Consider the following 25,731-nt stretch of genomic DNA (forward strand, 5'->3'; position numbering starts at 1 on the left):
TTACATTCCTCCTGACCGGCTAGTAACTAACACAATTAATGCCAATACGGCAAACAACGAACCGACAAACCAAAATACGGTAACAACTTTTGTTTCCGACCAGCCGGACAATTCAAAATGATGATGAATCGGACTCATTTTGAACACCCTTTTACCGGTAGCTTTAAAAGAAATAACCTGAATAATAACGGAAAGCGCCTCTAACACAAATATTCCGCCGACCAGCACCAGCAACAGCTCCGTTTTCGTCAATACGGCCACTGCGGCAAGCGCTCCGCCTAACGCCAGCGAACCGGTATCTCCCATAAACACTTTAGCGGGATGCACATTATACCGTAAAAAACCAAGAGTGGCTCCCGCAAGGGAAACGCAGAAAATTGCCAAATGCGGTTTGGCAAACGCCATGGCGATTACCGCATAAGCAGTGGCAGCTACCGTCGTTGTACCAGCAGCAAGGCCATCCAGGCCGTCTGTCAGATTTACGGCATTGGTTGTGCCGACTAAAACCAGGAAAATCAAAATATAGTACAAGTAGCCAAAATCAACTGTAACGCCAATTACCGGCAGCCATAAGTCCGTACCACGGCCAAAATAAGTAGTGGCAATATAGGCCAGAGCTACTGCCATAATAATCTGACCTAAGAGTTTCTGTCTTGCTTTTAAGCCCAGCGAACGCTTCAGTACTACTTTTATAAAATCATCAATAAAGCCAATCACCCCATGGCCAAAGGTGACAAATAAGGCCAGAATAACCTCCGGGTCATTGCCGACAAACAACAGTACCGGCACTAACAACGCTGTTAAAATAATCACGCCCCCCATGGTAGGGGTACCCGCCTTAGCCAGATGCCTCTCCGGCCCTTCCTGCCGGATGCTCTGGCCAAATTTAAGCCTTCTGAGTACCGGTATGACAATTGGACCAGCAAGTAGTGCAATCAAAAAAGCTAAGCCTGCTGCGTATAATAACTCCTGCATGGTAAACCTCCCCAACTACTAACCAAGCATTTCTAAAATTTTCTCCATTTTCATACCTCGGGAGCCTTTCAGCAAAATTGTATCTCCCGGCTGCAGTATTTTCTGTAATGCCATTGCGGCGTCTTCGTGGTTTTGGCACGCTATCGCTTCTTTTATACCGGCTTCCCGTGCTGCAATTACGATATGTTCAGCTAAAGCACCGACTGTAACAACTGCATTGACACCGCTTTGAGCTGCCGTCCGGCCAATTCTCTGATGAGCTTCAATTGCAACATCCCCTAATTCCAGCATATCTCCCAACACGGCAACAGACCTGCCTGCGGCCACCTGCTGCAGTGTAGTAATTGCGCCGGACATCGAGAGCGGACTGGCATTATAAGCGTCATTAATCACAATGTATTCTCCTACGCGTTCGATCTGCTGCCGCATCGAGCTCGGCTGAAACCGGTCAAGCCCTGTTTGAATGTCTTGAGCGCTTAAGCCCAACTCCCAGGCGGCGGCTACAGCAGCCAGCGTATTATAAACATTATGCAGTCCAATCATTGGCAATTTTACGGGAAAGGCTGCGTCGTAACAGCGGCATGTAAATGTGGTATACAGACCTTCTACTTGAATCTGGTCCGCCTGAATATCCGCCGGCTGTTCAATCCCATAAAAAATAACTTTCCCGGCAGCCTTGCTGCTCATTGCCTTTACATAGGCATTATCAGCATTTAAAATAACAAATCCCTGTGAAGGCACCGCTTCTACCAATTCGGCTTTTGCAGCTGCAATATTAGCCAACGATCCTAATAACTCAATATGTGTTTCACCGACATTAGTAACAATACCGGCAGTGGGTTCTGCAATTGCTGCCAATTCAGCAATCTCACCGGACCCACGCATTCCCATTTCAACAACCGCCACCTGGTGCTCCTTCGTTAAATGCAACAAAGTGCGGGGCAGCCCAATTTCATTATTAAAATTAGCTTCTGTCTTGAGAACGGTCAGCTTGCTTGCCAGAATGGCCGCAGTCAAATCCTTCGTTGTCGTCTTGCCATTTGAACCGGTAATCGCTATAACCGGTATGGAAAAGCGGCGGCGATGAAACTGAGCGATATCCTGCAGGGCTTTGAGCGTATTCTCAACCATAACGGCAACTGCTCCGGCAGGCATCTCAGCCGGTTTATTGCTAATAACCACACCGGCAGCGCCTTTTGCCAATGCCTGCTTTACGAATTCATGCCCATCAAACCGTTCACCAATTAAGGCAATAAACAGATCGCCCGGCTGAACCATTCGGGTGTCCGTACAGATCCCCTGAAACTGAACCCCCGCTGCCTCCCCTTGCACACTGCCACCAGTCGCTGTACGAATTTCCTCTATTGTAAACTCAGCCATTATCTCATCTCCCGAATAACCGAACGGGCTACTTCGCGATCGTCAAAGTCAATTGTCTTATCTTTTAAGATTTGATAGGTTTCATGGCCTTTGCCGGCAATAATCACAATATCCTGCGGCTCAGCAAGCTGCAGTGCTTTGGCTATGGCCTGTTTTCTATCAATAATCACTTCATACCCTTTGCCATCCTTCAACCCCTGCCGGATGCCTGCCTCAATATCGGCAAGAATGGCAACAGGGTCTTCCGTACGGGGATTATCAGATGTAGCGATAATCACATCACCATACTGAGCAGCCAAGCGTCCCATGATCGGACGTTTGGTTTTATCTCGGTCCCCACCACAGCCAAAGACAACAATAATGCGGTTTTCCGCAAATTGCTGCGCTGTTTTGAGAATGTTCTCCAGCCCGTCAGGCGTATGAGCATAATCCACAATAACGGCAAAAGGCTGCCCTTCATCTACCAGTTCAAAGCGGCCGGCAACGGTACGGAATTCCTCCAGCGCCTTTTTCACAAGAGAAGCGGAAATTCCTTCTGCTAAGGCAGTTCCGATTGCCGCCAGCGTATTATAGACATTAAACATGCCGGTAATTTTTAATTGCAGGGGCATAAGGCCAAAAGGACCATGAACGGTAAACCTGGCGCCGTCGGCTTTGATGGTAATATCCTGCGCTTTAATGGTATCCGTCTCGCCTGTTCCATAGGTCAAAACAGGGCAGCTGCAGTTGTCAATCAGAGCTTGAGCAGAAGCGTCATCGGTATTAATGACGGCATGCTTACCCTCTTTCACGGACAACTCATTGCCTAGCTGGCGAAACAGCTTTGCTTTGGCATCACGGTATTTATCAAAGGTAATATGAAAATCAAGATGATCCTGGGTCAGGTTAGTAAATACACCGACATCAAATTCACAGCCTGCAGTACGCCCCAGCTCCAGGGCGTGAGAGGAAACCTCCATGATGACATAATCAATCCCCTCGTCTGCCATCTTTGCTAATGTGCTTTGCAGGTCAACAACATCCGGTGTGGTATTCTGTACCGGCAGCATTCTGTCACCAATTAAGATATGAATCGTGCCAATAAGTCCGACTTTATAGCCTGCTTCCATAAAAATACTTCTGATTAGATGCGTCGTTGTTGTTTTTCCATTTGTACCGGTTACGCCGATCATCCGCATTTTACGACCAGGGTAATCATAGAAGAAAGGAACGACTGCCTGCATAGCCTCACGGCTGTCAGCAACCTTAATCAAGGTCATTCCTGCCGGGACAGGCACATCTTTTTCGACTACAGCAGCAACTGCGCCCAGTTTATGTGCTTGTGCAATAAAATTGTGTCCGTCAACGCGGGCACCCGGCAAGCAGACAAATAACGTTCCTGGAGCTACTTTACGAGAATCCGCCGTAATACCTTCTATTTTTTGAGCTGCTTCCCCCGAAACCTGGGCCCCGGGAAGTAAAGCAAGCAATTGAGTCAAATTCTTGGACATACCAGTTCCCCCTCGCTTTTCTTACCTATTATCACCAGTTTTACCATTTTTAACCCATTTAGCTACTCGAAGAAAACATGCACAGACACTCCCGGCACCACTTTGCTGCCAGGCGCCGGCTCCTGGCGCACGATGCTATTGCCGGTACCGGCCGGGCTGATCATTAACCCTACATCTGTCAAAACATTTGCCGCATCGGTAAGCGAGAGTCCCACACAATCAGGAACCGTAACTTCACCACTTAAATAACGGGAATTATCCGTATACAGCAATACGTTCGTGCCCTTCGGCACACGGCTGCCCGGCTTGGGAATCTGATCGGTCACCCTTTCACCGGTCTCTTCCAGCCTAACTGTCAGTCCTGCTTTCTGCAACGCTTTCGTTGCTTCGGCAACCGGTAAATTAATAACCTGCGGAACCTCGGCATGCATTTCCTTGCCATCTTTCGCTGCCATCATAATCTGCGGAGTCAGCTTAATATAGGGCAATACATCTTTCATTACCGCACCAAATACCGGAGCGGCAATCTGACCACCATAATACAGTCCAACCGGCTCATCAATAATTACCAGCATCGCCACCTGCGGATTATCAGCAGGTGCAAACCCCACAAAAGAGGCTACATACTTATCGGGCAGATAACCACCGGCACCCACTTTTTGCGCTGTACCTGTTTTACCGGCCACCCGGTAACCTTCAACTTGAGCACCTTTTCCAGATCCTTCTTCAACAACTTTTTCCAAAACTCCTTTTTCTTGCTTTGCTACAGCCTCTTCCAGGACCTGCCGCACAACATCCGGTTGGAATTCACGAATCAACTGACCATTTTTATCTTTTACTTCTCTAACAATCTGCGGCCGGTTGAGCTTGCCGTCACTCGCCACAGCAGAAACAGCCGTAACGAGTTGAATTGGTGTTACCGCAATGCTTTGACCGATCGACATGGTAGCAATATTGATAGGTTTCACTTTCGCTTTATCAATCATAATCCCTTTAGCCTCGCCGGGCAAGTCAATTCCGGTATGCTTGCCAAAGCCAAATTTGTCAATGTATTGATAAAACGGGTCTGTCCCCAGGCGCAAGCCAACTGTAACAAAGCCTACGTTGCATGAATTTTGTACCACTTCCACAAAGCTTTGGCTGCCATGACCACCATGCTTCCAGCAATGAATATTTCTTCCCTGTACTTCAATCGAGCCGGGGTCAAAGAACCGGTCCTCCAGTTTAACGACCCGTTCTCCCAAAGCAGCGGCCGTTGTGATGATTTTAAAGGTTGATCCAGGTTCGTATGCATTAGACACTGCATTGTTGCGCCATAATTTGGGAGCATATTCGGCGAAGCGATTCGGATTATAATCCGGCTTATTTGCCAAAGCCAGAATTTCCCCTGTCTGGGGCTGCATGATAATAATCGTAGCGGCCCGAGCCTGGGTTTCTTTCATGACGCGCTCCAGCTCACGCTCCACAATTTGCTGAATAACCAAATCAATGGTTAAATAAATATTCTGACCGTCTACAGGCGGTACATAGCGATGATTGGCATGCGGAATTTCCCGGCCTCTTGCGTCATATTCCACCACAATACTTCCCGATCGGCCTTTAAGATAACTGTCAAATGTCATTTCCACACCATCAAGGCCCTGACTGTCAACTCCGGTAAATCCTAAAATATGAGCCGCCAGATTATCGTTCGGATAGTGGCGCTGGCTTTCCTGGGTAAGGCCAATACCGGGCAGGTTTAACAGCTTTACCTGCCGTGCCGTTTCGGCATCAAGCTTGCGCTTTACCCAGGTAAAAGCCTGCCGTTTTTTCAACTTTACTGCCAGATTATTAGGGTCTAACGCCAAAATAGCAGCCAATTTGGCTGCTGTTTCCTCTGGATTGCGTATTTCAGCCGGTATTGCATACACCGACTCGGCGCTTACGCTGACTGCTAATTCACGCCCCATCCGGTCATAAATAATACCGCGTTTTGCCTCTACGGGAATATCACGTACCCGTTGGTCAGTAGCATTCTCGGCTAACCACGCACTCCTATAAAATTGAAGGTACCCCAGACGGCAAATTAAGCCGCCTATTACAACGGTTACTACCAGTAAAAAAACTGTCACTCGTTTACGAATAGTGACATGCGAAGCTGACGCCATAATTCATCCCCCATTACGAAGAATTTAGCGCCCCTTACTTGCCTCCGCGGTCCCCGCCTTAAAAATGCCGGCAACCTTTTCAGCAACGGTCTTGCCCTGTCCGGTTACAACTTCGGTGGAGGGCTGCCCGTTACTGCTGGCATACAGCATTGTTTGCGGCATAACCATGCCCAATTGGCTGGTAGCAATTTGTTGAATACGCTGCGGCGACTTCAACTTGGCAACATCCAGGCGAAGAATTTCATTCTCTTTCTCCAATTTGGCTGCCTGGGCCTTTAGCTGAACAAGGTTATAGCCTGAACGGACAATAAATTCACTCTGTAAAGTGACCGCCATCGCCATAACCGCAAGCGTCGCCGCCAGAATAAGACACTTACTGCGAAGATTTTTATTAACCTTAGGCGTGGACTTGGCGGGAAGTGAGGGGATAACGATCTCTTCCTGAACGATCCAATCTTGCTTTCTGCTTACTAACATATCTATTTCCCTCCCTGGAAATTAGAACAATTCATGTCAATTTATACTCGCAAGGCCACGCGCAGTTTAGCACTGCGGGCACGTGGATTACTTTCAATTTCCTCTGCCGCCGGCAGGACGGGCTTACCCATAACTTTAACAGTTGGCTTATTTTGGCAAACACAAATCGGCAATTGCGGCGGACAAATACACTTCTTCGCCAAATCCTGCAAAGTTTGTTTGGCAATGCGGTCTTCCAGCGAATGAAAGGTAATGATACATAATTTACCGCCTAAATTCAGCCTCTTCGCCGCTGCCTCAAAGGTACTGCGCAATATCCCCAATTCATTATTGACTTCTATGCGCAGCGCCTGAAATGTTCGTTTCGCCGGATGAGGACCCTCCCGGCGCGCTCCAGCCGGAATCGCCTGTTTTATCACATCTACAAGCTGCCCGGTCGTTTCAATTGGTTTAACAGCTCTGGCTTTACAGATAAACTGGACTATGCGGCGGGCCCAGCGCTCCTCACCATAATCAATAATAATTTTGGCCAGCTGCTGCTCAGAATAATTATTGACTACCTGATAAGCCGACAATTCCTGCCGTGGATCCATCCTCATATCCAGCGGAGCATCCTGCATATAAGAAAAACCCCGTTCCGCAGTATCAAGCTGATAAGAAGAAACGCCAAGGTCAAACAATACGCCATCTACGTGCTCAATATCCAACGAATTTAAAATTGCATCAAGGTTGCGAAAGTTATCATGAACAACGGTAACTGTACAGGCCGCCTGCTTTAGTCGCTCTCTGCCCGTAGCAATGGCCACTGGGTCCTGATCGATGCTGATCAGATGCCCCTTGGCTGACAGACGGGCAGCAATCGCAGTCGAATGCCCCGCTCCCCCTAAGGTACAGTCTATATAAACGCCCGCTTCATTTGTAATCAGAGCATCAACACTCTCTTCCAGTAACACACTGGTGTGATGAAATTCCACGTTTTTCACTCCATTAAATTCCTAGATCAACCAGACTTTCTGCAATACTGGCAACCGTTGGACTAATTTGTTCATTGTATTGATCCCAGACAGATTTACTCCAGATTTCTACCCGGTTAGATACCCCAAGGACGACAACATCCTTTTCTACCTGGGCATAATCCCGTAAATTAGTAGGCAGTAAAACCCGCCCCTGTTTATCACATTCCACTTCAGCGGCACCGGCAAAGAAAAAACGCACAAAAGCACGGGCCTCCGGCTTAGCCAGCGGCAGCTGCTTGAGCTTTCCTTCTAGGATGGCCCACTCTTCTTTCCCATATACAAACAGGCAGTTATCTAAACCCTTGGTGACAATAAAGGCTTCGCCTAATTCTTCTCTGAATTTAGCTGGCAGGATAAGACGTCCTTTGGCATCTATCGTATGCAGATATTCGCCCATCAACACGTCTTCATCACCACCTTGCTTAAATAACCTACCACTTTACACCACTTTTCACCACTTTAATTCTAATTTCTGGGAAAATAAAAAAAATCCTTCAAGTTGCATGAAGAATTTTCAAATATTTTCAAGTTAAGATTATAGAACTAGAATTCCGGGACTTTTTTCCTATACGTTTAATTACGAATCAAACCAAGTCTTTCCAGAACAGGAGCACCATTCAGACGAATGAAAAAACTCCGGAACGATTGCTCACTTTTAAATAGCGGAATGCGCTCCAGTGCATAAGGATCGCTATCCGGCCCTGCTTGTCCATAGCGAATTGTAAAAGCTGCACGATAACCAGCCTCGCGTACCAGCTCTTCAATTTGCAAATTATAAGCGCCGGTAGGATAAGCAAAATACCGTGCCGTTTGCCCTGTCTGCTCCTTGATAACCCGCCGTGACTTAGCCAGTTCTACTTTCGCCTGTTCCATGCTGATCTGATCCAAGGCAACATGATTTTCCGTATGAGAGCCGAATACAAAGCCCGCCTGCTGCATCTGCCGTACCTGATCCCAGTTCATAAAGCGCTCATCTGTCCCGATCAGACCGGTAACGACAAATATCGTTGCTGTAAAACCATATTTTTTTAATATCGGATAAGCGTGCGTGTAGTTATCCAGATAGCCATCATCAAACGTAATGACCACAGGCTTGTCGGGCAGCCGCTTGCCATAATTTAAATGGGCCATCAACTGATCAGGGCTGATCGTGTGATAGCCATTATTCGCAAGATAAGCCATCTGGCTGTCAAATTCCTCCGGAGATAAAGATAAAGCATGCTGTAAATAATCAATTTTATGATAGTTTAAAACCGGAACATCCGCAATCTCATGACCTGTCGTACTGATTTTCCCCGAAACAACCTTGGGTTCTGTGCCTGCTATGGAAATGGCAATCAGTCCGAGCATAAGAGCCAAACAAACAATAATGGCCAAACGCCGGTAAACAGTTCTCATCTCAGATCTCCTTCCGTTATCGATCGCGCCGAAACATTATTTGCAAACATCCACAATCTGCGCACCGGTAATTTGCTTTAAACGGGCCGGTCTAATCGGCAAAGCGGAATTCGCTGTGCCAGCGGCAGCGTAAACAATATCATATTCGTATAAACTCTGATCAACATATACAGGCAGTTCTTCCAGCAGCCCTACTGGTGAAACGCCTCCCGGAACAAAGCCGGTCACAGCCTCAACAGTCAAACTGTCGGCAAATCTGATTTTCTTGCAGCCAACCGCCTTCGCCAGCTGCCTAGTATTCACTCTTTTATCCCCGCAGGTAACGATTACAATCGCAGAATCATCAGCCATAAATACCAAAGTCTTAGCGATCTGCCCCACTGTTACTCCGAGGGTTTGCGCTGCCAGTTCAGCAGTATGCGTACTATCGTCAAACAACACAATCTTTAAATCTTCATATTGTTCAAGAACTTTTTTTACTCGCTGTAAAGGCAAAACACTCACTCCTATTTTTTCAATTTAACGAACAGCAGGCACAGGCAGATTGCAACTGCCAGTACGCTAAGTACTTGATCAGCCGTTAACTGTCCAATTACTAAAATCCGATTAAGCTCCAGCTCGTCCAACACAAACCGAATGGAAGCCCAAAAGAGCAAATATGCTAAAAAAAGGGTTCCCGTTCTGAACGTGCCGCAGCGAACCTGAAATATAACCATAATTGCAGCTGCCACAAAAAATAAAAAGGCGCCGAACGCTTCATAAAGAAACAGCGGCTGAAAAAAGTCAAACTGCTCATACCCTGCCGGCCGGCAGAGAAAATCAATATAGACACCCCAAGGCTGATTAGTCGGCATCCCAAAGCCATCTTGACTCGCAAGATTGGCCAGACAGCCAACAGCCTGCCCCAAGGCCAGGCCTGGAGTCAGTATATCCGCCCAGTACCAGAAGCTGATCTTTTCCCATTTACTATATAAACCAAGCGTAAGAAGCAGCCCCACAACCGCTCCGCCGGCAGCAACTCCGCCATGCCATAAAGAAACCATTTCCCCCGGCTGTCCGGCATATAAAGACCAATTGGCAGCAATATACTGCAGCCGTGCACAGATAATAGCCAGAGGAATGCCGAACAAAGCAATATCCAAGATGCGCTCTGTTGGCTGCCTGCGCAGACGAGCCTGCCACATCCCGCAGCCAATGGCCGCCAGGACCGCCAGGGCCAGAATCATTCCGTACCAGTATACGTGTAAAGGACCTAATGAAAAAGCTATTTTCCCCATGTAAACTCCTGTATCATAACTATTCCATTAGTATTTTACATTGGACGACTGAAAATTACCAGTGATAAATGTTGCTATTTCCTTAGTTTGACTACCATAATCCCCTGGGCGATCCTCCGGTCCAACGCTACCTTTGTGTAATCAATTTGTAAAATCACCGCCGGCGAGCTTTGGACAACGCACACCAAAACATCCGGCAGGATTCCAAAAGCACTAAGCTTGGAAAAGTGTGCAGCAGTCAACGGTTCCAGCGAAGCAACAATCGCTTTATCCCCACGTTTGAGCAAGGTAAGCGGCATTACATCATCCACAGCCGCATCACCCCCTGGTTCACCAGCCAGCCGGAAGCTACCGCTGTTGCGGTAATGAATATGCCCATAATAACGGCAATTGCCAGCCCTCTTTCTTTTATCATCACCGCAAATTGAGCAACGCAAGGCATAAAAAGAGTCAGCGTTACTGCGGCTACAACCAGCTGTGAATCCGATAAACGGCCGCTCGTGACCATATCGTACAAACCTGCAGCTCCATAATCGCGGCGGAAAAAGCCCAGCAAAAACGCCTCTGCCGCTTCACGCGGCAAGCCGATAAAATTCATGACAGGCTCGACCCGGGCGACCAACCGGCCAAGCAGCCCTGTCTTATCGCCGATCCACAGCAGGCAGCTGGTTGCTACAAAAACAGGCAGAATTTCAACAAAGTACCAAAACATCCGGGAATAGGCCTTCTTGATCACATTTGCAGCTGCCGGCACTCTGAGCGGCGGCAGTTCCATATAAAAAGCACTGCCGTTACTGCCGGTAAGTTTGGCACTTAGCCACCCGGAAAACGCAAAAATAACCACTATATACCCCAGCCAGATCAGCAGGGCTGTTTCATTATGAGCCAATAAAGATAAAACGACTCCCAGCTGAGCAGAACAGGGAATTGTCAAGGCAAGTAGAAAAGTGGTGATGATTCTTTCCCGTCTGGTTTCCAGCGTACGAGTTACCATAACGGCCATAGTTCCGCAGCCAAAGCCTAATGCGATCGGGATAATAGCACGTCCATTCAGACCCAGGGCTTTAAAAAACCGGTCAACCAGCATTGCCAGACGGGGTAAATAACCACAGTCTTCCAAAAGAGCGAAAGCAATAAAAAAAGTACCTACAATTGGCAGGATGATGGCAACGGCATATCTAATGCCTAATGAAAAAACGCCATACTCACCGATAAGAAAGGATTGGAGCCAGCCCCATCCAACATATTGATTTACCACAGCCTCTGCTGCAGGCATAATATTTTTTAGAAAGAGCGTATTATTCAGATAATCAACCAATACCCCTGCTCCAAACAGTCCCACAAACTGATATAGTCCGAAATACATGACCATGCACAAGATTGGTAAGCCGGTCAGCGGTTCACAGGTAAGGCGGTCTAGCAAATCTGTCCGCCATTGGCGGCGGCTCTTACCATAGGTAACAGTCTGCTCGAGCAGTTCACCAATTTTATGCTGCCGCTCTATTGCCAGAAGCAAAGCAGGTTCTTTTCCCAGTTTGTTCTGAAACGCCTCCCGGTATCGCCGGATTTCCTGGGCCTCAGGCTCACCAGCCAGCACCTGTTCTGCAGCTCGCCCCCCCTGCAATACCAGCAGTGCGGTCAGTCTCTTAGCAAACCCTTTTTCCGCGTTCAAATTACCTGCGATATGCTGAACTGCCTTCTCCAGCTGCTCTGAGAAAAGCAAAGGCTCAGGCACCCTCGGCACAAAGCCGCTGATTGCCTGTTTTAAGTTCTTCATGCCTCTGTTGCCGACTGCCGCAGTGGCTACAACCGGTACCCCCAGCAGCTCCGACAGTTTATTGATCTGAATGTGAATACCATGCTGCTCGGCCTCATCCATTACATTCAGATCCAGCAGCAGAGGATAGCCGCCATCCATTAACTGCAATGTCAGCATGAGCATGCGCCGAATGTTCTTCGCATCAATTACATGAATCACCAAATCCGGCTTCTCGGTGCGCAGCAAGTCCAGTGTCACCCGTTCTTCATCAGTAAGTGCACTTAAGGAATAAACGCCTGGCGTATCAATAATTTCATACATCCTGCCGTTCAGCTTGGCCTGGCCTCTGGCAATATCGACCGTAGTGCCGGGATAATTAGAAACAACGACATACGCACCTGTCAAATAATTAAAAATAACGCTTTTCCCTACATTGGGGGCGCCGACAAGAACGATCTTAGGCAGTTTTTGCTTCATACACCATCCTCCGCTTGAATAGGAAATAGCTAACGAAATAGTCGACGCTATTCTTTATTCCCGGCATCCGGTAAATATGCGCAGTAATTAATAAAGACGCGTACTCCTGAGAGTACGCGTCTTATCATTAGATCAGCGGATTAATTTTAGCGGTAATGCCAGCCTTCGGCATATACCCCATCAATCGTTCAACAGCTTCGCCTTCTTTAAAGACAACCATAGTGGGAAGACTCATAACACCGTATTTTTGCGCTAGGGCACGGTTCTCATCAACATTGAGTTTTACGATTTTCAGTTTATCCCCTACTTCATCAGCCAGCTCGTCCATCACGGGCGAAAGCTTTGTGCAATACCCGCACCAAGGAGCCCAAAAGTCAACTAGTACCGGTTTTTGCGATTCAACTACTTCTTCCTGAAAAGTTGCTTCACTTACACTTTGAACATTTGCCATTACGATTCCCCCTGTCAATTTAAATTTCCTTCTGTGCTATACGATTACACCGAGCCTGTACCATTATGCATGAATTGTGGATTACATTTAAATTTAACTGTTCTCCGGTTTGCACAACCGAAGCAGCATCTGCCCCTGGCTGAAGCCATACTGTGGAAATTCCCAGCTTGGCGCAATCACGCATTACCTGTTCGCCAACACGCGGTGGAACAACAACATCAACAGCATCTGGTTTTACTGGTAAGTCACCAAGAGTGGGATAACATTTCTCACCTAGAATTTCAGTCACACCAGGATTAACGGCATAGACATTAAAACCATTTTCTTTCATAAACTTAAAGATTTTATAGCCATATTTCTCCCGGTTGTCGGTTGCTCCTACGACTGCCCAGTTATTTAATTGAAGTGCTTCAGCAATCTTATCCAAGTCGCATCCTCCTTTTCCCACATTTCAGTGTTATTAACATTATATTCCTGCTCATATTGTGAGTCAACTGCTTTGCCAATATACCTATGTTCACATAAATCAAGCAGTAATTCGCATTTCAGCATGCTGTTGAATACAATAGGAAGAGGTGATTAAACTTGGCATACGCAATAACCATTTCTTTGGCCTCCAGGCGTTTGCAGCTATCTCATTCCGGCCGTGTAGTGATGACTTGTCCAGTTGGCATCGGAAAAAAAGGCACGCCTACTCCGACCGGCAACTTTCGAATCGTCAATATAATGCCACACCCCGGCGGCCCCTATGGGGCAATCTGGATGGGGCTTAACAGACCTACGTACGGAATCCACGGAACCGATAATCCAGCTTCCATTGGCGGCATGGTCTCTAAAGGGTGCATTCGGCTGCACAACAGTGATGTTGTTGCCATTGCCCGAGTCATCCCCATTGGCACGCCAGTCACCATTACGGCCCATTAAGGAGCATCATCTACCACAACCGGCATGGCAGGAATAGATTGCAGGGAAAACAGGCTGACTGCCTCCCGGGCAGATAGCGGTTCCCAAGTATCAATCTGTCCTGCCTTCCATGCCAGGTATCCGATAATCGTATCCGCCTTAACCCCCCTGCTGCGCATACTGGCAAGGGACAAGCTGCCGTGCCGCTTAGACAAGCGGCTGCCGTCCTTCCCCAATAGCAGCGGCACATGAATGAACGCAGGCGCCTTAAGCCCCAGAAGTTGATATAACAGCAGCTGACGCGGAGTTGATGCCAGTAAATCTGCTCCCCGCAGCACCTGATTGATCGCCATTAAACCATCATCAACAACAACAGCGAGCTGATAGGCAAAAACGCCATCCGAACGGCGCACCACGAAATCGCCGCAGCTCGGTCTAACATTCTGGGTGTATTCCCCTTGCAGGCCATCACGGAAAGAAACTGCTTCATCAGGAACAGTCAACCGTAGCGAGCTTCGCCGCGGCTGTTTTTCCCGTTCGGCCTGCTCTTGGCTGCTCATCAGCCGGCAGGTCCCCGGGTAAACAAATTCCTGTTCGCCCAGATGGGGAGCTGACGCCACAGCATGCAGTTCAGCCCGCGTGCAATAGCAGGGATAGATAAGTTTTGCCGCCTCAAGCCGCTTAAGCGCAGCTTCGTATAAATCGCGGCGTTCGCTCTGGCAATAGGGGCCATAGTCCCCGCCGATATCCGGCCCCTCATCCCAATCCAGGCCTAACCAGGCCATATCTTCCAGGAGCTGCTTTACAAACTCTTTGCGGGAACGGTCTGGATCAAGATCTTCAATTCTCAGCACCATCCGCCCCTGCTGGCTGCGTGTATGCAGCCAGGCAAGCAAAGCGGTCCAGGCATTCCCCAAATGCATTTCACCCGTCGGGCTAGGTGCAAAGCGCCCGCGAATCGAATCCAGCGTCATTCAAACATCGCCACTAATTTACCGAACAGTTCTTTGTTCGCTTTAATTTTTTGCTCACTGCCCATAACACAAATATAATTTTGCTGCATCGTACGCTCGATCATATCGGCAATACCTTGAATCGTTTCCCGTTTGGTCGCAATAATTTCATCCCGTTCCCGCTGGACATCACTTTGCGTGATATTGCGGATGTACTGCATCGTGGCCCGTTCTCCCTTCATCTGCGGGGTCAAGGGGGAGTCCAGCTGGCTCATTGTACCAATAATATATTTTGTCATTTCCCGGTCGCTAACGTTAAACGAACGTAAGAAGCGGGGCGTTTCATCGTAAACCTGTAAAGACTCCTTTAAGTTGGGATCACGGTAAGAACCGAACACCATATTTCCCGTCCGTTCAAATTGGGCGAACGCACCATAAGCACCGCCCTGAACACGAATGCGATTCCAAAGATACTCATACCGCAGAATGGTTTCCAGCACCTTAAGGCTGCCCTGATACTCAAAGCCTTCGCGCCTAAAGTTTGCCCCCTTTGTTACGTATTGAACCTTCCCGGAGGTCATTAAGCCTTCGTTTAATTTGCTAAACTCAAATTGATACGCATTTGCCTGAAACGGCAGATTTCCCAGTTGACCAGTTAATCCCTGCAGCTGACTTTTGAACTGCAGCAGGCCGTCTTCTTCGCACGTTAAGCTGATCAGCAAATTATCTTTATTAAAGATCAAACGGGCAACCTGTTCTAATTTCGCACTAATTTCATCCAAACGGGCACCGACATTTCTTTCCAGATCAGTCAGGAACTGATAAAAAGATAATAGTCCCGTTTCATTATATTTGGCGGACGGCGAAAAGTAAGACAATACCCGGCTGGCGGCAATCTGCTGTCCCCGGCGGAATAAGCTGGTTTCCCAGTTTGCTTTTGTCTGCAGTATCACTTCACGTAAACGTTTTTTATCGTCAAACGCTGAACTTCCGGCCACTTCTCCCAGCAGCTGCAAAGCTTGCGGCAGCTTGTTCACAAGCATTTTCGAGCGAATACGGAACTTGGGAAAATACACATCATCACTAGTTTTATCGGCATACGCCAGAACATCATAAAAGATACCGCCCGTATGCAGGTTAATTTCATTTGCCAGCTCACCATAGTCATTTTTATTCGTATTAATTTTGCCCAGCATTTCCGCCAGCAAGTGAATATACGGTATGTCAGCCTGGGGTACCTGCCTTGTATCAAACAGCAGGTTGACATAGGCAATTTGGTTAGTAAAAATAGGATGATACAGCAACGGTATATTATCTACTGCCTGTTCCACTATCGGCAGCACTTCGGCCTTCGGTTCCAGATCCGTTAGTTTTAAAAGCGGTATCACCGCCAGAGCTTCCTCTGTATCAGGCGTTTCTTGGCGCAGTTTTAATTTTTTAGTCTGCTCAATAATCGCTTGCAGTTGCTGCTCTGTTAGGCTTTGTTTATACTTAGCCAGCTCAGCCTTTCCTTCTTCTGCCTTCTCCTCAGCCAAACCCGGCTGGGGCACCAGGGTAACAACCGCCTGATGGGGATTCTCCAAGAAGTATTCCGTAAGCAAAGCTTCGAAATAGCCTTCTTGCAAACCGGCTCTTATTTTAGCCAGAGTCGGCTCATAAGCCAGGTGCAGTAAAGGATCTGCATCATACAGCCAGCTATCCATGCACTTTATGTTATAAGCCAGCCCTTTAGGTCTGCCGCCGTAGTTCGCTTCACGCAGCTTAAATTCAATACTGTTTACAGAGGCCTCAGCTAATTTAGGGTTAATCCCCTCTCTGACCAGGCTCTGAAAAGTTTTGTTAACAATAGCAACAAACTCATCTTTTTTATCTTGATTTGCCCCGGAAACAATAATGCTGAACGTAGGCTGCAGCAAACTTTCTGTGAAGTAGCCGAAAACTTCCTTGCCGACACCAGCGTCAATCAAGGCTTTCTTGAGTGGAGCTGCCGGAGTATCAAGCAGCAGATGGGCCAGCATTTGAAATGCCAGGTACGCCTGCGCATTATTAGCACTGCCAACAACAAAGTTTAAGCTAAGCATGCTTTTCTCATCTGTCGGCTCATTTGACGAAACCGCATAAGGAAAAACCTTGTCAACCGGCTTGGCAAACGCCTGCTGAGGACAAATAGCAGACTGAACGGATTGTTTCGTGAACTTGCTTAGATATTCCTCATTAATAAACTGTAAGGTATCGGCAATATCCATATTGCCATATAAGAAAATATAACTATTGGAGGGATGATAGTATTTGCTGTGAAATTCGCAAAACTGTTCAAAGGAGAGCTCCGGCACAACTTCAGGGTCTCCGCCTGACTCAAAGCCATACGTATTATCCGGGAAGAGCACTTCGAGGATCTTATGATCCAATATTGCATCAGGAGATGAAAAAACGCCTTTCATTTCATTATAGACTACGCCTTTATAGGTCAGTTCACCTTGGATATCATCCAGCTCATAATGCCAGCCTTCTTGCATTAAAATTTCCCGGTCCTTTAGCATATTCGGAAAAAAAACGGCATCCAAATAAACATCCATTAAATTCCGGAAGTCTTTTTCATTGCGGCTGGCTACCGGATACATCGTTTTATCAGGATAAGTCATAGCATTTAAAAAAGTGTTTAATGAGCCCTTCACCAATTCCACAAAAGGCTCCTTCAGTGGAAATTTTCTGGATCCGCACAAGACAGAGTGTTCCACGATATGCGCAACACCGGTACTATCTGTCGGCGGTGTCCTAAATGTCACGGAAAACACTTTGTTATCATCGTCGTTTTCTAAAAACAACAAACGGGCACCGCTTTTCTCATGCTCAAAAAGCTTTGCATTCGAATTCACTTCACTAACCATCTGCTCATCGAGCAAGCGGAATCCATGAATTGTCTTTCTATCTTCAAAATTCATTCTAATACCTCTTCTATCCATATTTTACTATTATTTATTCGTCATACAGACAGCCTATCCTGCTAATTACGTAACTATGCCGTACCACATCTTAGAGGCTACTTGCTGTAACTCAATACAAATTCCTGGCCCCGCCGGACATATTCCTCTAATGTGTTCACCAGCTGATGGCGTTCAGCATGGCTTACGTCAGCAATATCACGATCACCAAGTGCCGCTTGAATAATATTGCGTACTTGAATAGAGTTATAACCGAGCATAACTAAGTTCCTTAATAATTCTTGAATCTGATGATCCATAATTACTGTCGACCCTCCCTCTTAACAATGAAATAACATCGGTAATATACAGTATATTCATATTGGCTTCTTGAATACCAAAAAAAGCTGCTAAGTTTTACCTATATTTTGTCGACTAAATCCTGTATGTGTGGAAAAAAACAAGCTCGTACAGTACAATAAAGCTGGAGGTGACAGCATGCTTGATACCAGGATAGAGGGTCATAGGCTGATTATACTGATTGGTCTTGAATGCCTGGCTTTAAATTCAAATGATCTTAGAGAGAGTCTATTTGACGCTCTTACCACATCGAATCAGGAAATCTGTCTTGACTTTTCTCAAACCCGTTTCATTGATGCCGCCGGTGTTGGTGTGATTGCTGCCATGGTATATGAAGGCCGGCGGAAAAATAAGTCAATATCAATGACAGGTGCCAGCGGCTCTGTCCTGCAAATGTTAAGATCCACAGGTATTGACCGCTTGTTAGCGGCCAGTCCAGCATAATCATTCCGATTTTCTGTTTAGAGAAAAAGCGGTGTCTCAAATAGGTTGAAAAAACCAGTTCGAGACACCGCTTTTTCGTTTTTTCCATTGACATTGAACTAAAGTGTCGTTAATATATACATTATAAAACATGCGGAATTTTATTACTGTAACTTTGTTTTGTTTTTTTATTTTCGGCTCCAGTGTATTCATTATACAGAAAGGATTGTGATGATTATGCTATCAGCTGTTCCCCAGCAAGACACTTCTTCATGCGGTATTTCTCATGTCGGCGGAATTAATGAAAGTCTCGGCGGCGTAGATCCCTTCGCCGATGAGAATCTATTCCGTTTATTTGGCTTAATCTAATGTAGGGTAACAATGAAAGCTCTATGCTTACAAGGCATAGAGCTTTTATTTACTTTACGCTATCTTTTTTTCACAAAAGTCCCCCTTAAAGAAGTATAATATAGCAATACGGTTTTTTTCTATCCCGTTCTGCTGCTTATTTTTATAGTGGAGGGCACCGTTAGGACTCTAAAGGCCTGTCAATATTCAGAAAAAACTATAAAATAAGACAATATTCCTTTGGGTATAGTTCATCAATAAAAACCGACTTTAATAAAGGAGCGCGTTTATTATGCATAAAAAGCTTCCCTGGCTAAAAAGCGCTGTTTTAATTTTAGGCAGTAAAACGCTGCTGGCAGTAGACAAATCGATTCAGGCGCTGCTAACTAACGATATCCAGTTGGCAACAGAAGTCCGGCAGTTAGAACGCTTAGTTGACTCCATGTATCACGGTATTAATGAGTATTGTCTGGCTACACTGTCTTCCCGAGAGTTCCCCCGCCATGAGATTAATTTTATCATCAGCAGTTTAAAAATCGCAATGGAGCTGGAAAGAATCAGCGATTATGCCAATCAAATTGCGAAATTGGTACAAAAAAAATTGTCCCAGCAAAATACCGACAGCTTAAAGACAATCATTAGTTCAACATCTGCAATGAGGGATCAAACGCTGGAAATGTTAAAACTCTCTCTGGAAAGCTATGATAAAATTGACGTTGAACTTGCGAAATCAACAATTGAAAAAGATTCTTCCGTCGATAAAATGAACAAACTGCTTTTTCGAGAAATGCTGTGCCTGGGCTCCCTGCATCCCTGGGTACAAGAAGTGATTATGGATTATCACGTTGCTATCCGCTATATAGAACGGGTTGCCGACCGGACCACTAATATCAGCGAGCTGGTCTACTACATTGTTCATGGCTGCTCCTTAAAAACAGTTACCTACAGTGAGGAGATATGGAATGATGATTGATGATTTTACGACAATCTATCGCTTGATCATAGCTGTACTATTAGGTGGAATTATTGGTTTTGAAAGACAGCACAGGGGGAAAACGGCAGGTTTGCGCACGCACATCCTGGTGTGCCTTGGTTCCTGCCTCGTTGCCATCTTATCCGTTAACTTATATGTAAGCGTTCAGGGTTTTACCAATGCCGACCCAGCCAGGCTGGCCGCGCAGGTGGTAAGTGGCATCGGCTTTCTCGGCGCAGGTGCTATCATGAAAGAAGGTCCGATGATCAGAGGGCTAACGACTGCCGCCAGCCTCTGGGTGGTAGCAAGCGTTGGTTTGGCAATCGGTGTCGGTGCGCTTACCGGAGCAGTTACAACCAGCATTCTCGTTGTTATTGTATTAGAAGTGCTGCCCCAAATTGACAAACTCTACGGATGCAGTACACCCTCTGTCTATGATCTGGTCATTAAATCACAGGATAAGCCCGGACAAATCGGCCACGTCGGATCATTGCTGGGATCTCTGGGTGTAAGTATTATTCAGATTCATATTGAAGATTGTGAAGACAAAAAAATTCTAATCCCCCTTTCGATCAAGCTGCCCGATAAATGTAAAATGGAGCAAATCATAGCAGAACTGACAGCACTTGAGGGAATCCTCTCTATCAAACAAGAAAAGCGCGATTAAAAAGTATAAAGAAACAAGGCATAAAGCGCCACCCATCCTTGACCGGCGCTTTATGCCTTGTTTTGTATTTTCTGTATTACGGGCGTTCGTAAACGACCTTACCACCAAAGAACGTCATAACCACATTCGCCTTTTCAATGTGAATAGGATCGATTGCCAGTAAATTCTGATCCAGTACTACCAAATCAGCCAATTTGCCTGCCTCGATAGACCCAGTCTCATTTTCCATGAACAAAGCATACGCGCTGTTACTGGTAAAGCTTTTCAGCATCTGCAGTACGGTGGCCCGTTCCGGCTTGTTTAACAAGTACCGCTCGTCATCCATATGTTCAATATCTTCCACGCCATAAAAACTGCCATTAGCCAGGTTGCGGGTAACACCGATTTCAATCGCCAACAACGGATTAGGCACCCGTGTCGCGGGATAATCCGAAGAGGAAGTCACAACAACGTCCTGATCAAAAAACGATCGTAAAGGGAACTCGGCCTGAGCACGTTCCCCTAAATATTGGTAGTCTACATTATGCCACCATTTCGGTCCTTTAAACTGCCAGTAAGGCTGAACACTGGCAATAACCTGCAGCTCTTTAAATCTTGGAATATCACTATTGTCCACAAGCTGCAAGTGGGTAATAATATTGCGGTAATCTCCCGGGGGAAGCATAGCGGCAGCCGCCTCCAGTGCATCCAGCACTTTGCGGGTAGAACCGTCGCCCGTAGAATGCACATGAATCTGCAGCCCGCCGGCGTTAGCTCTATAAAAAGCTTGCTTCAGCTTCTCCATGTCCCATAAGAAATCCCCGTAGTAGTTCTGTCCTTTGCCAGCCTTTGGCGTATATGGCGCAAGTAAATGACTGGTGCCGCCTTCAATAACACCGTCAGTAAAAAATTTCGTAGAAATCACCTGCAAAAGCGGTGATTGATACTGATTGCGGATGTTATGTATAGCGGTGATCTGCTCATCAATATCATCTGCTTGATTGACTGCCATTGCACCCCGGACGTGGAGCTGCAGCTCGGCGCGCTTTTCCATATCGGCAAAAGCGGTGAACAAGATTTTGAACAGCTGGCTGGCCATGCACAAAATACCCGTAATCCCAAAGCTGTGCATTTTCTTCTGAAAGCCAGTCAGTGCCTCAGTGTACTGCTCCAGACTATAAGACGGCAATGGAACAAGCCACATAGCGCCTTCCTTCAACGTCCCCCACACTTCACCGCTGCTTTCATCCAGCTCGATGATTCCGCCTACAGGAACCTCGGTATCAGGTGTTATCCTGCTATTGCTCAGGGCTTTGGAATTGACCCATAGCGTATGCCCGTCACTTGCTCTGAGGATGATGGGAATTTCCGTTGAAACCTCATCAAGATATTCCTTGCGCGGCCCTTTGATTGCTTCCCGGCCAGTCAACGCATCCCAGGACCAGCCTCTGCCATAAATGGCCTTAGCCGCCGGATTACGACTATAAAAGGCTTTAATCGCTTCCATATACCCTTCTAACGTGCTAATATCCGCCAGCTGCACCTCATATAGTTCTAACAGCGATAAGCCTGGCGGATGAATATGCGTATCAATTAAACCCGGTATAACCATTTTACCTGCTAAATCGTATACTGTGGTTTGGGGGCCGACATATTGCCGTACTTCGTCATTACTACCGGCAAATACTATTATTTTTCCTTGTATTGCAACCGCCTCATAAATACGATCCTGTTTATCAGCGGTATAGACCACACCATTGCTTAATACGATGTCCGCCCAAGCTGCATTTGCCACTTGCTTCACCTGCTTATTTTTCTTATTTATCAGCAATGAGTAGCCGACTTTAACTATATATTATAGTATAGTTCCCCGACAGCCACAAGCAGACTGCGAATCGTATAAAAATTGCCACACCATACAATACTAATTAGCAGCAAAGGTGGTGTTATCGTTGCAAGATCGGTTTGAACGCGGATTTATTGCCGGCGTCATTGGCGGAATTATCATGAATATCTGGTCATTTATCTCTGGCTACCTTCAGTTTACACATCTTCGCATGGTGGACTGGGCCGGAATTATGTTCTTTGGCCATACGCCTCCATTTACGCTGCTGGAAAACATCGTCGCTTTAGGTTTACAGTTAGGATTTTCAGGTTTTCTGGGAGTGGTATTCGCTTTTCTCATCCCTATGATTGCCAGCCAAAATTTATATTTTAAAGGCTTAGTGTTTAGTGCCGCAGTTTGGTTTTTCATTTATGGCATAACCGGATTATTCCGGGTTCCTGGCACAGTGCCGGCATCAGTAGGAACCGTGGTTTCGAATTTGATAGCCGCTTTTCTTTTTGGCCTCGGCTCAGCATTCTACCTTAAGCAGTTTTCCTCAATCCCAGCCCTTCGCAGGCCTAACCTAACTGCCGTTCCGGCAATGAAGCCGGTTAAAAAGAATGATGATGCGGATAACCCGGATAAACAGTAAGACTAATCACAAGGTCAAAAGCAGGCTGCTCAGCCTGCTTTTGCTGTAATCGTCTCCCCATATGTAAAAAACGCCTGCCTTAAAAGACAGACGTTCCTCTCTGCTAGTTGTTGCTTAAAATCAGCGCCAATATGGCAATCCCGCCAAGCGTCCGCATCACTTCCTCGTGATGATCTTTTTCCCGTTGCTGACGCTCTTTCCAGTCTTGTTCCCGTTCATTTTCCCGTCGCTGCATTTCGCGCTCATGACGCTTTTGTTCTTCCCGTATACGGTGGTCACGATCGCGGTCGCGGTCTCTCTCCCGCTGTTCATAGCGCTGATGCTTGTCATCGTGCCGCGGAGATGCTTCAATAACAGATGCTCCCAAACCAACTTGCATAAGGCCGATCATTGAAAAAATTACGATTTTCTTGGCAATACTCTTCATAGAGAATCTCTCCTTTTTATTTAGAATGCAATCTATCTCAACAATGACTGATTAGTCAATTATGTATACAATAATCCCGCTCGTGTACTACCCCCTTTTGGCGAAAACCATTCTATATCAACGAGGGAAAGCAGCCTGATAGCTATTGCAGCTACGCCCCTTCGCACTTTTCGTCTAACCTGATAATCAAATTATAGCTGCCATCTTTTAGAATTTTTTTAGAAAAACTTAGCATAAAAAACAGCCTTCCATTGAGAAGGCTGTTTTTTAGAAAATGGCTCCGGCACAATATAGGGTTTTGCATTATTTTAAATATCGCTCTTGATCCTCCCGTTCAATAGCCGCCTCCATCAATTCACTCCATTTGATATGATTTGGATCTTCCCGGCTGAACTGCAAAAATAAATCGGCCACTGCCATTGCCGTTTTTTGTTCATGAATCGTTAATCCTGCTGCAATTAATGCAGCCGCTTCTTTTCCGGCATGTAAAACCAGCTCCTGCCGCGTTGCCGGCAGTAGGCCGACAATTGCCGGAACAGTAAGTGCCAGCTCAAGCTGCTTAGACGTCAATCCCATAAATCCTCCTTAACCACATTTTCACTACAGCAGACCATATGGCCTTATTTACTATACTAGCGCTGTTTTATTAAAATGCCCTTAAGAATAAAGTGATATATCTCCGAATGAATCAATTTATAGGGAAGCTTTCATCAGTGTATAGATTTCATTAGTTCGTACAAATAGTATAGCTAACAAGAACGAAGCGGAGGGCACAATATGACACTGCATAATCATCTCCCCCTAACCTCAACAGAAATTGGCAGCTTATGGACTCAATATCAAAATGACAGTTTAGCAATTTGTCTTCTGTCACATTTCCTCCAGAATATCGAAGATGAAGATATTAAAAGTATCGTTCAAACTGGTTTGCGTGTTGCTGAAAACAATATTAAAACGATTACGCTAATCCTCTCGGAAGCAAAGTTCCCCATTCCCCAGGGCTTTACTCAGGAAGATGTCAATCTGCATGCACCTCGAATCTTTTTAGATGCTTTTTATTTATACTACTTAAAGCATATGGCCCGCCTGGGTCTGGCAGCTTATTCCTTATCCGTATCGCTTGCTGCCCGAGAGGATATCCGGAAATTTTATCAAAACTGTCTCTATGCCACAGTAGAAATAGATAATAAAGTAACTAGCTGTATGCTAGCAAAAGGAATCTATATCCGCTCCCCCTATATTCCTCCTGATAAAGAAGTTGAATTTGTCAAGGACGCCAGCTATTTAGGCAGCTTGTTTGGGAAAAAAAGACTGCTGAATGTTATTGAAATTGGTAATCTTTTTTCTAACTTGCAAGCCAATATCATTGGCGAAGCCTTGATGACCGCCTTCTCCCAGGTAGTGACTTCCCAGACAGTCCGGGATTATTTATTGCGCGGAAAAGAGATTGCCAGTAACCATGTTAATTTATTTTCCGCCTCATAAAAAAACAGTGAGCTGCCTGCACTAGACCCCATTACCACCATGATTTTACCTTCGACAACTGCTCCCTTCTCGGACAAACTCATTCTCTTTCATGCAACAATGATGATCGCGGCAGGAATCGGCAATTATGGGCTATCTATGTCAACAAGCCAGCGTCTCGATTTGACGATCAACTATGCCCGCCTTTTAGCGGAAATTGGCCTCTACGCTGAGGATGGCGCTAATTTAATGATTGCCAATAATTGGCTTGAAGAACCACCGCAGGCGATAAACCGGGTAGAAATTGCCCAGGCAAAAAACAAATAGACGCTCAGCCATTATTTACCGGAACGGTTGATGCATACAGCCTTCCCTGCGGGGAAAAACTGTAATTGTACATTTCCTCCTCCATCCACCCACTTAACTGGCTGAATAGCCGGTTATTTTTTTAAACATCGCTAATTTGATCGTACAAGGAGGTCATTATGCCCACATACCGAGTTTTCGTCAATAAACAAGCTACCGGAAATTTTGTCACAGGAACCAAAGCGGATGATGCATATATGAATGCTGCAAGTTCTATCTCCCTCAGCGAAGAAGATGACATCCAACTGTTAGAGGTAAAGCCTACAGCTGCCGATGACCAATCAATTGCCTCTGTTACTGAACAGGATTTATAGACGTGCAATTGCCTGAAAGGGCTACAATTACAGTCAAAAGGCCGTTCCGAAATCCGGAGGCTTTTAATAACCTTTGGAAAGTAAGGCCGGATTTTCATCGACCGATTGCATATTTTACAATCTATGGGTATAATATAAGAAAAGGACTGACGTGCTCTAACACGCCAGCCCCACAGGCTGTCTAACCGAACGGTTAGCCCGGATTACGTTATTAAGAAATAACCGCAAACCATGGCGTGGGAGCGGTTATTTCTGTTTTATGATGAGCACAACAAGTGTTGCGAATGCGACCATTAAGTACATTGCCTC

27 protein-coding genes and 1 pseudogene are annotated in these 25,731 nt (G+C 46.2%); 8 read left to right on the top strand and 20 right to left on the bottom strand.

Annotated features, from left to right (window positions below; genetic code table 11):
* The 14 genes from mraY to EV210_RS02365 form a co-directional block, all read right to left on the bottom strand.
* Positions 1-975 carry a phospho-N-acetylmuramoyl-pentapeptide-transferase gene (mraY, locus tag EV210_RS02300; RefSeq protein WP_132074956.1) on the bottom strand — a complete coding sequence of 325 codons (975 nt, stop codon included), beginning with the start codon at positions 973-975 and terminating at the stop codon, positions 1-3.
* An 18-nt stretch (positions 976-993) separates the two neighbouring features.
* Positions 994-2,355: a UDP-N-acetylmuramoyl-tripeptide--D-alanyl-D-alanine ligase gene (locus EV210_RS02305; protein ID WP_132074960.1), complete on the bottom strand. Its 1,362-nt coding sequence runs from the start codon at positions 2,353-2,355 to the stop codon at positions 994-996.
* On the bottom strand, positions 2,355-3,845 hold the full coding sequence (locus EV210_RS02310; RefSeq protein ID WP_132074962.1) for a UDP-N-acetylmuramoyl-L-alanyl-D-glutamate--2,6-diaminopimelate ligase: 1,491 nt from the start codon (positions 3,843-3,845) through the stop codon (positions 2,355-2,357). Before EV210_RS02310 ends, EV210_RS02305 begins: the two co-directional genes overlap by 1 nt.
* 62 nt (positions 3,846-3,907) lie before the next feature.
* The gene (locus tag EV210_RS02315; protein WP_132074965.1) at positions 3,908-5,992 is read right to left on the bottom strand and encodes a stage V sporulation protein D; all 2,085 of its coding nucleotides are present in this window, start codon (positions 5,990-5,992) and stop codon (positions 3,908-3,910) included.
* Positions 5,993-6,016: 24 nt separating this feature from the next.
* Positions 6,017-6,469, bottom strand: a complete 453-nt coding sequence (locus tag EV210_RS02320) for a septum formation initiator family protein (RefSeq protein WP_132074968.1) — start codon at positions 6,467-6,469, stop codon at positions 6,017-6,019.
* 41 nt (positions 6,470-6,510) lie between these two features.
* Positions 6,511-7,443: a 16S rRNA (cytosine(1402)-N(4))-methyltransferase RsmH gene (gene rsmH, locus EV210_RS02325; protein ID WP_132074971.1), complete on the bottom strand. Its 933-nt coding sequence runs from the start codon at positions 7,441-7,443 to the stop codon at positions 6,511-6,513.
* A 13-nt stretch (positions 7,444-7,456) separates the two neighbouring features.
* Positions 7,457-7,888, bottom strand: a complete 432-nt coding sequence (gene mraZ, locus EV210_RS02330) for a division/cell wall cluster transcriptional repressor MraZ (RefSeq protein WP_207900626.1) — start codon at positions 7,886-7,888, stop codon at positions 7,457-7,459.
* Between the two features lie 170 nt (positions 7,889-8,058).
* Positions 8,059-8,883 (bottom strand): polysaccharide deacetylase family protein, encoded by an 825-nt coding sequence (locus EV210_RS02335; protein ID WP_132074974.1) that lies wholly within the window; start codon positions 8,881-8,883, stop codon positions 8,059-8,061.
* A 36-nt stretch (positions 8,884-8,919) separates the two neighbouring features.
* Positions 8,920-9,378: a YbaK/EbsC family protein gene (locus EV210_RS02340; protein ID WP_132074977.1), complete on the bottom strand. Its 459-nt coding sequence runs from the start codon at positions 9,376-9,378 to the stop codon at positions 8,920-8,922.
* Positions 9,379-9,389: 11 nt separating this feature from the next.
* Positions 9,390-10,160 (bottom strand): prolipoprotein diacylglyceryl transferase, encoded by a 771-nt coding sequence (gene lgt, locus EV210_RS02345; RefSeq protein ID WP_132074980.1) that lies wholly within the window; start codon positions 10,158-10,160, stop codon positions 9,390-9,392.
* Positions 10,161-10,234: 74 nt separating this feature from the next.
* The gene (locus EV210_RS02350) at positions 10,235-10,471 is read right to left on the bottom strand and encodes a FeoA family protein (RefSeq protein WP_132074982.1); all 237 of its coding nucleotides are present in this window, start codon (positions 10,469-10,471) and stop codon (positions 10,235-10,237) included.
* The gene (gene feoB, locus EV210_RS02355) at positions 10,459-12,396 is read right to left on the bottom strand and encodes a ferrous iron transport protein B (protein WP_132074985.1); all 1,938 of its coding nucleotides are present in this window, start codon (positions 12,394-12,396) and stop codon (positions 10,459-10,461) included. The genes EV210_RS02350 and feoB overlap by 13 nt, the downstream gene beginning before the upstream one ends.
* A gap of 127 nt (positions 12,397-12,523) precedes the next feature.
* Positions 12,524-12,847, bottom strand: coding sequence for a thioredoxin (gene trxA, locus EV210_RS02360; RefSeq protein ID WP_132074988.1), 324 nt, complete (start codon positions 12,845-12,847; stop codon positions 12,524-12,526).
* Between the two features lie 19 nt (positions 12,848-12,866).
* Positions 12,867-13,274, bottom strand: coding sequence for a CoA-binding protein (locus EV210_RS02365; RefSeq protein ID WP_132074991.1), 408 nt, complete (start codon positions 13,272-13,274; stop codon positions 12,867-12,869).
* 158 nt (positions 13,275-13,432) lie between these two features.
* Between EV210_RS02365 and EV210_RS02370 the strand changes: the two genes are divergently transcribed.
* A complete protein-coding gene (locus EV210_RS02370) occupies positions 13,433-13,771 on the top strand; it encodes a L,D-transpeptidase (protein ID WP_132074994.1) in 339 nt (112 codons plus the stop codon).
* On the opposite strand, the gene gluQRS is transcribed toward EV210_RS02370, so the two are convergent.
* The 3 genes from gluQRS to EV210_RS02385 all read right to left on the bottom strand — a co-directional run bounded on the left by gluQRS (position 13,768) and on the right by EV210_RS02385 (position 17,944).
* Positions 13,768-14,724, bottom strand: a complete 957-nt coding sequence (gene gluQRS / locus EV210_RS02375) for a tRNA glutamyl-Q(34) synthetase GluQRS (RefSeq protein WP_132074997.1) — start codon at positions 14,722-14,724, stop codon at positions 13,768-13,770. The genes EV210_RS02370 and gluQRS overlap by 4 nt on opposite strands.
* Positions 14,721-17,645 carry an insulinase family protein gene (locus EV210_RS02380; protein ID WP_132075000.1) on the bottom strand — a complete coding sequence of 975 codons (2,925 nt, stop codon included), beginning with the start codon at positions 17,643-17,645 and terminating at the stop codon, positions 14,721-14,723. Before EV210_RS02380 ends, gluQRS begins: the two co-directional genes overlap by 4 nt.
* Before the next feature lie 98 nt (positions 17,646-17,743).
* Positions 17,744-17,944 carry a hypothetical protein gene (locus EV210_RS02385; RefSeq protein ID WP_132075003.1) on the bottom strand — a complete coding sequence of 67 codons (201 nt, stop codon included), beginning with the start codon at positions 17,942-17,944 and terminating at the stop codon, positions 17,744-17,746.
* A gap of 178 nt (positions 17,945-18,122) precedes the next feature.
* Between EV210_RS02385 and EV210_RS02390 the strand changes: the two genes are divergently transcribed.
* The 4 genes from EV210_RS02390 (at position 18,123) to EV210_RS02400 (ending at position 20,395) form a co-directional block, all read left to right on the top strand.
* Positions 18,123-18,428, top strand: a complete 306-nt coding sequence (locus EV210_RS02390; RefSeq protein ID WP_132075006.1) for an STAS domain-containing protein — start codon at positions 18,123-18,125, stop codon at positions 18,426-18,428.
* 210 nt (positions 18,429-18,638) lie between these two features.
* Positions 18,639-18,776 (top strand): hypothetical protein, encoded by a 138-nt coding sequence (locus EV210_RS22455; RefSeq protein WP_165898753.1) that lies wholly within the window; start codon positions 18,639-18,641, stop codon positions 18,774-18,776.
* A gap of 271 nt (positions 18,777-19,047) precedes the next feature.
* A complete protein-coding gene (locus tag EV210_RS02395) occupies positions 19,048-19,728 on the top strand; it encodes a phosphate signaling complex PhoU family protein (RefSeq protein ID WP_132075009.1) in 681 nt (226 codons plus the stop codon).
* Positions 19,721-20,395: an MgtC/SapB family protein gene (locus EV210_RS02400; RefSeq protein ID WP_416334009.1), complete on the top strand. Its 675-nt coding sequence runs from the start codon at positions 19,721-19,723 to the stop codon at positions 20,393-20,395. The genes EV210_RS02395 and EV210_RS02400 overlap by 8 nt, the downstream gene beginning before the upstream one ends.
* Before the next feature lie 76 nt (positions 20,396-20,471).
* Here EV210_RS02400 and EV210_RS02405 read toward each other — a convergent pair whose 3' ends face one another.
* Complete coding sequence (locus EV210_RS02405; RefSeq protein WP_132075013.1) at positions 20,472-22,169, bottom strand: amidohydrolase; 1,698 nt, start codon at positions 22,167-22,169, stop codon at positions 20,472-20,474.
* Positions 22,170-22,326: 157 nt separating this feature from the next.
* Here EV210_RS02405 and EV210_RS02410 point away from each other — a divergent pair, with 157 nt between their 5' ends.
* Positions 22,327-22,851 (top strand): hypothetical protein, encoded by a 525-nt coding sequence (locus EV210_RS02410; protein ID WP_132075016.1) that lies wholly within the window; start codon positions 22,327-22,329, stop codon positions 22,849-22,851.
* Between the two features lie 103 nt (positions 22,852-22,954).
* Here the strand turns inward: EV210_RS02410 and EV210_RS02415 are convergent, their stop codons facing one another.
* Together EV210_RS02415 and EV210_RS02420 are read right to left on the bottom strand one after the other, a co-directional pair.
* Positions 22,955-23,278 carry a hypothetical protein gene (locus tag EV210_RS02415; RefSeq protein ID WP_132075019.1) on the bottom strand — a complete coding sequence of 108 codons (324 nt, stop codon included), beginning with the start codon at positions 23,276-23,278 and terminating at the stop codon, positions 22,955-22,957.
* A 303-nt stretch (positions 23,279-23,581) separates the two neighbouring features.
* The gene (locus tag EV210_RS02420; protein WP_132075022.1) at positions 23,582-23,854 is read right to left on the bottom strand and encodes a hypothetical protein; all 273 of its coding nucleotides are present in this window, start codon (positions 23,852-23,854) and stop codon (positions 23,582-23,584) included.
* A gap of 201 nt (positions 23,855-24,055) precedes the next feature.
* Here EV210_RS02420 and EV210_RS02425 point away from each other — a divergent pair.
* Both EV210_RS02425 and EV210_RS02435 read left to right on the top strand, forming a co-directional pair.
* Positions 24,056-25,069: pseudogene (locus tag EV210_RS02425) on the top strand (DUF3231 family protein).
* A 158-nt stretch (positions 25,070-25,227) separates the two neighbouring features.
* Positions 25,228-25,422, top strand: a complete 195-nt coding sequence (locus EV210_RS02435; protein ID WP_132075031.1) for a hypothetical protein — start codon at positions 25,228-25,230, stop codon at positions 25,420-25,422.
* Positions 25,423-25,731: the final 309 nt, after the last annotated feature.

Origin of the sequence: Anaerospora hongkongensis, assembly GCF_004339805.1 — a bacterium.
Taxonomy (GTDB): Bacteria; Bacillota; Negativicutes; order Sporomusales; family DSM-15969; genus Anaerospora; species Anaerospora hongkongensis.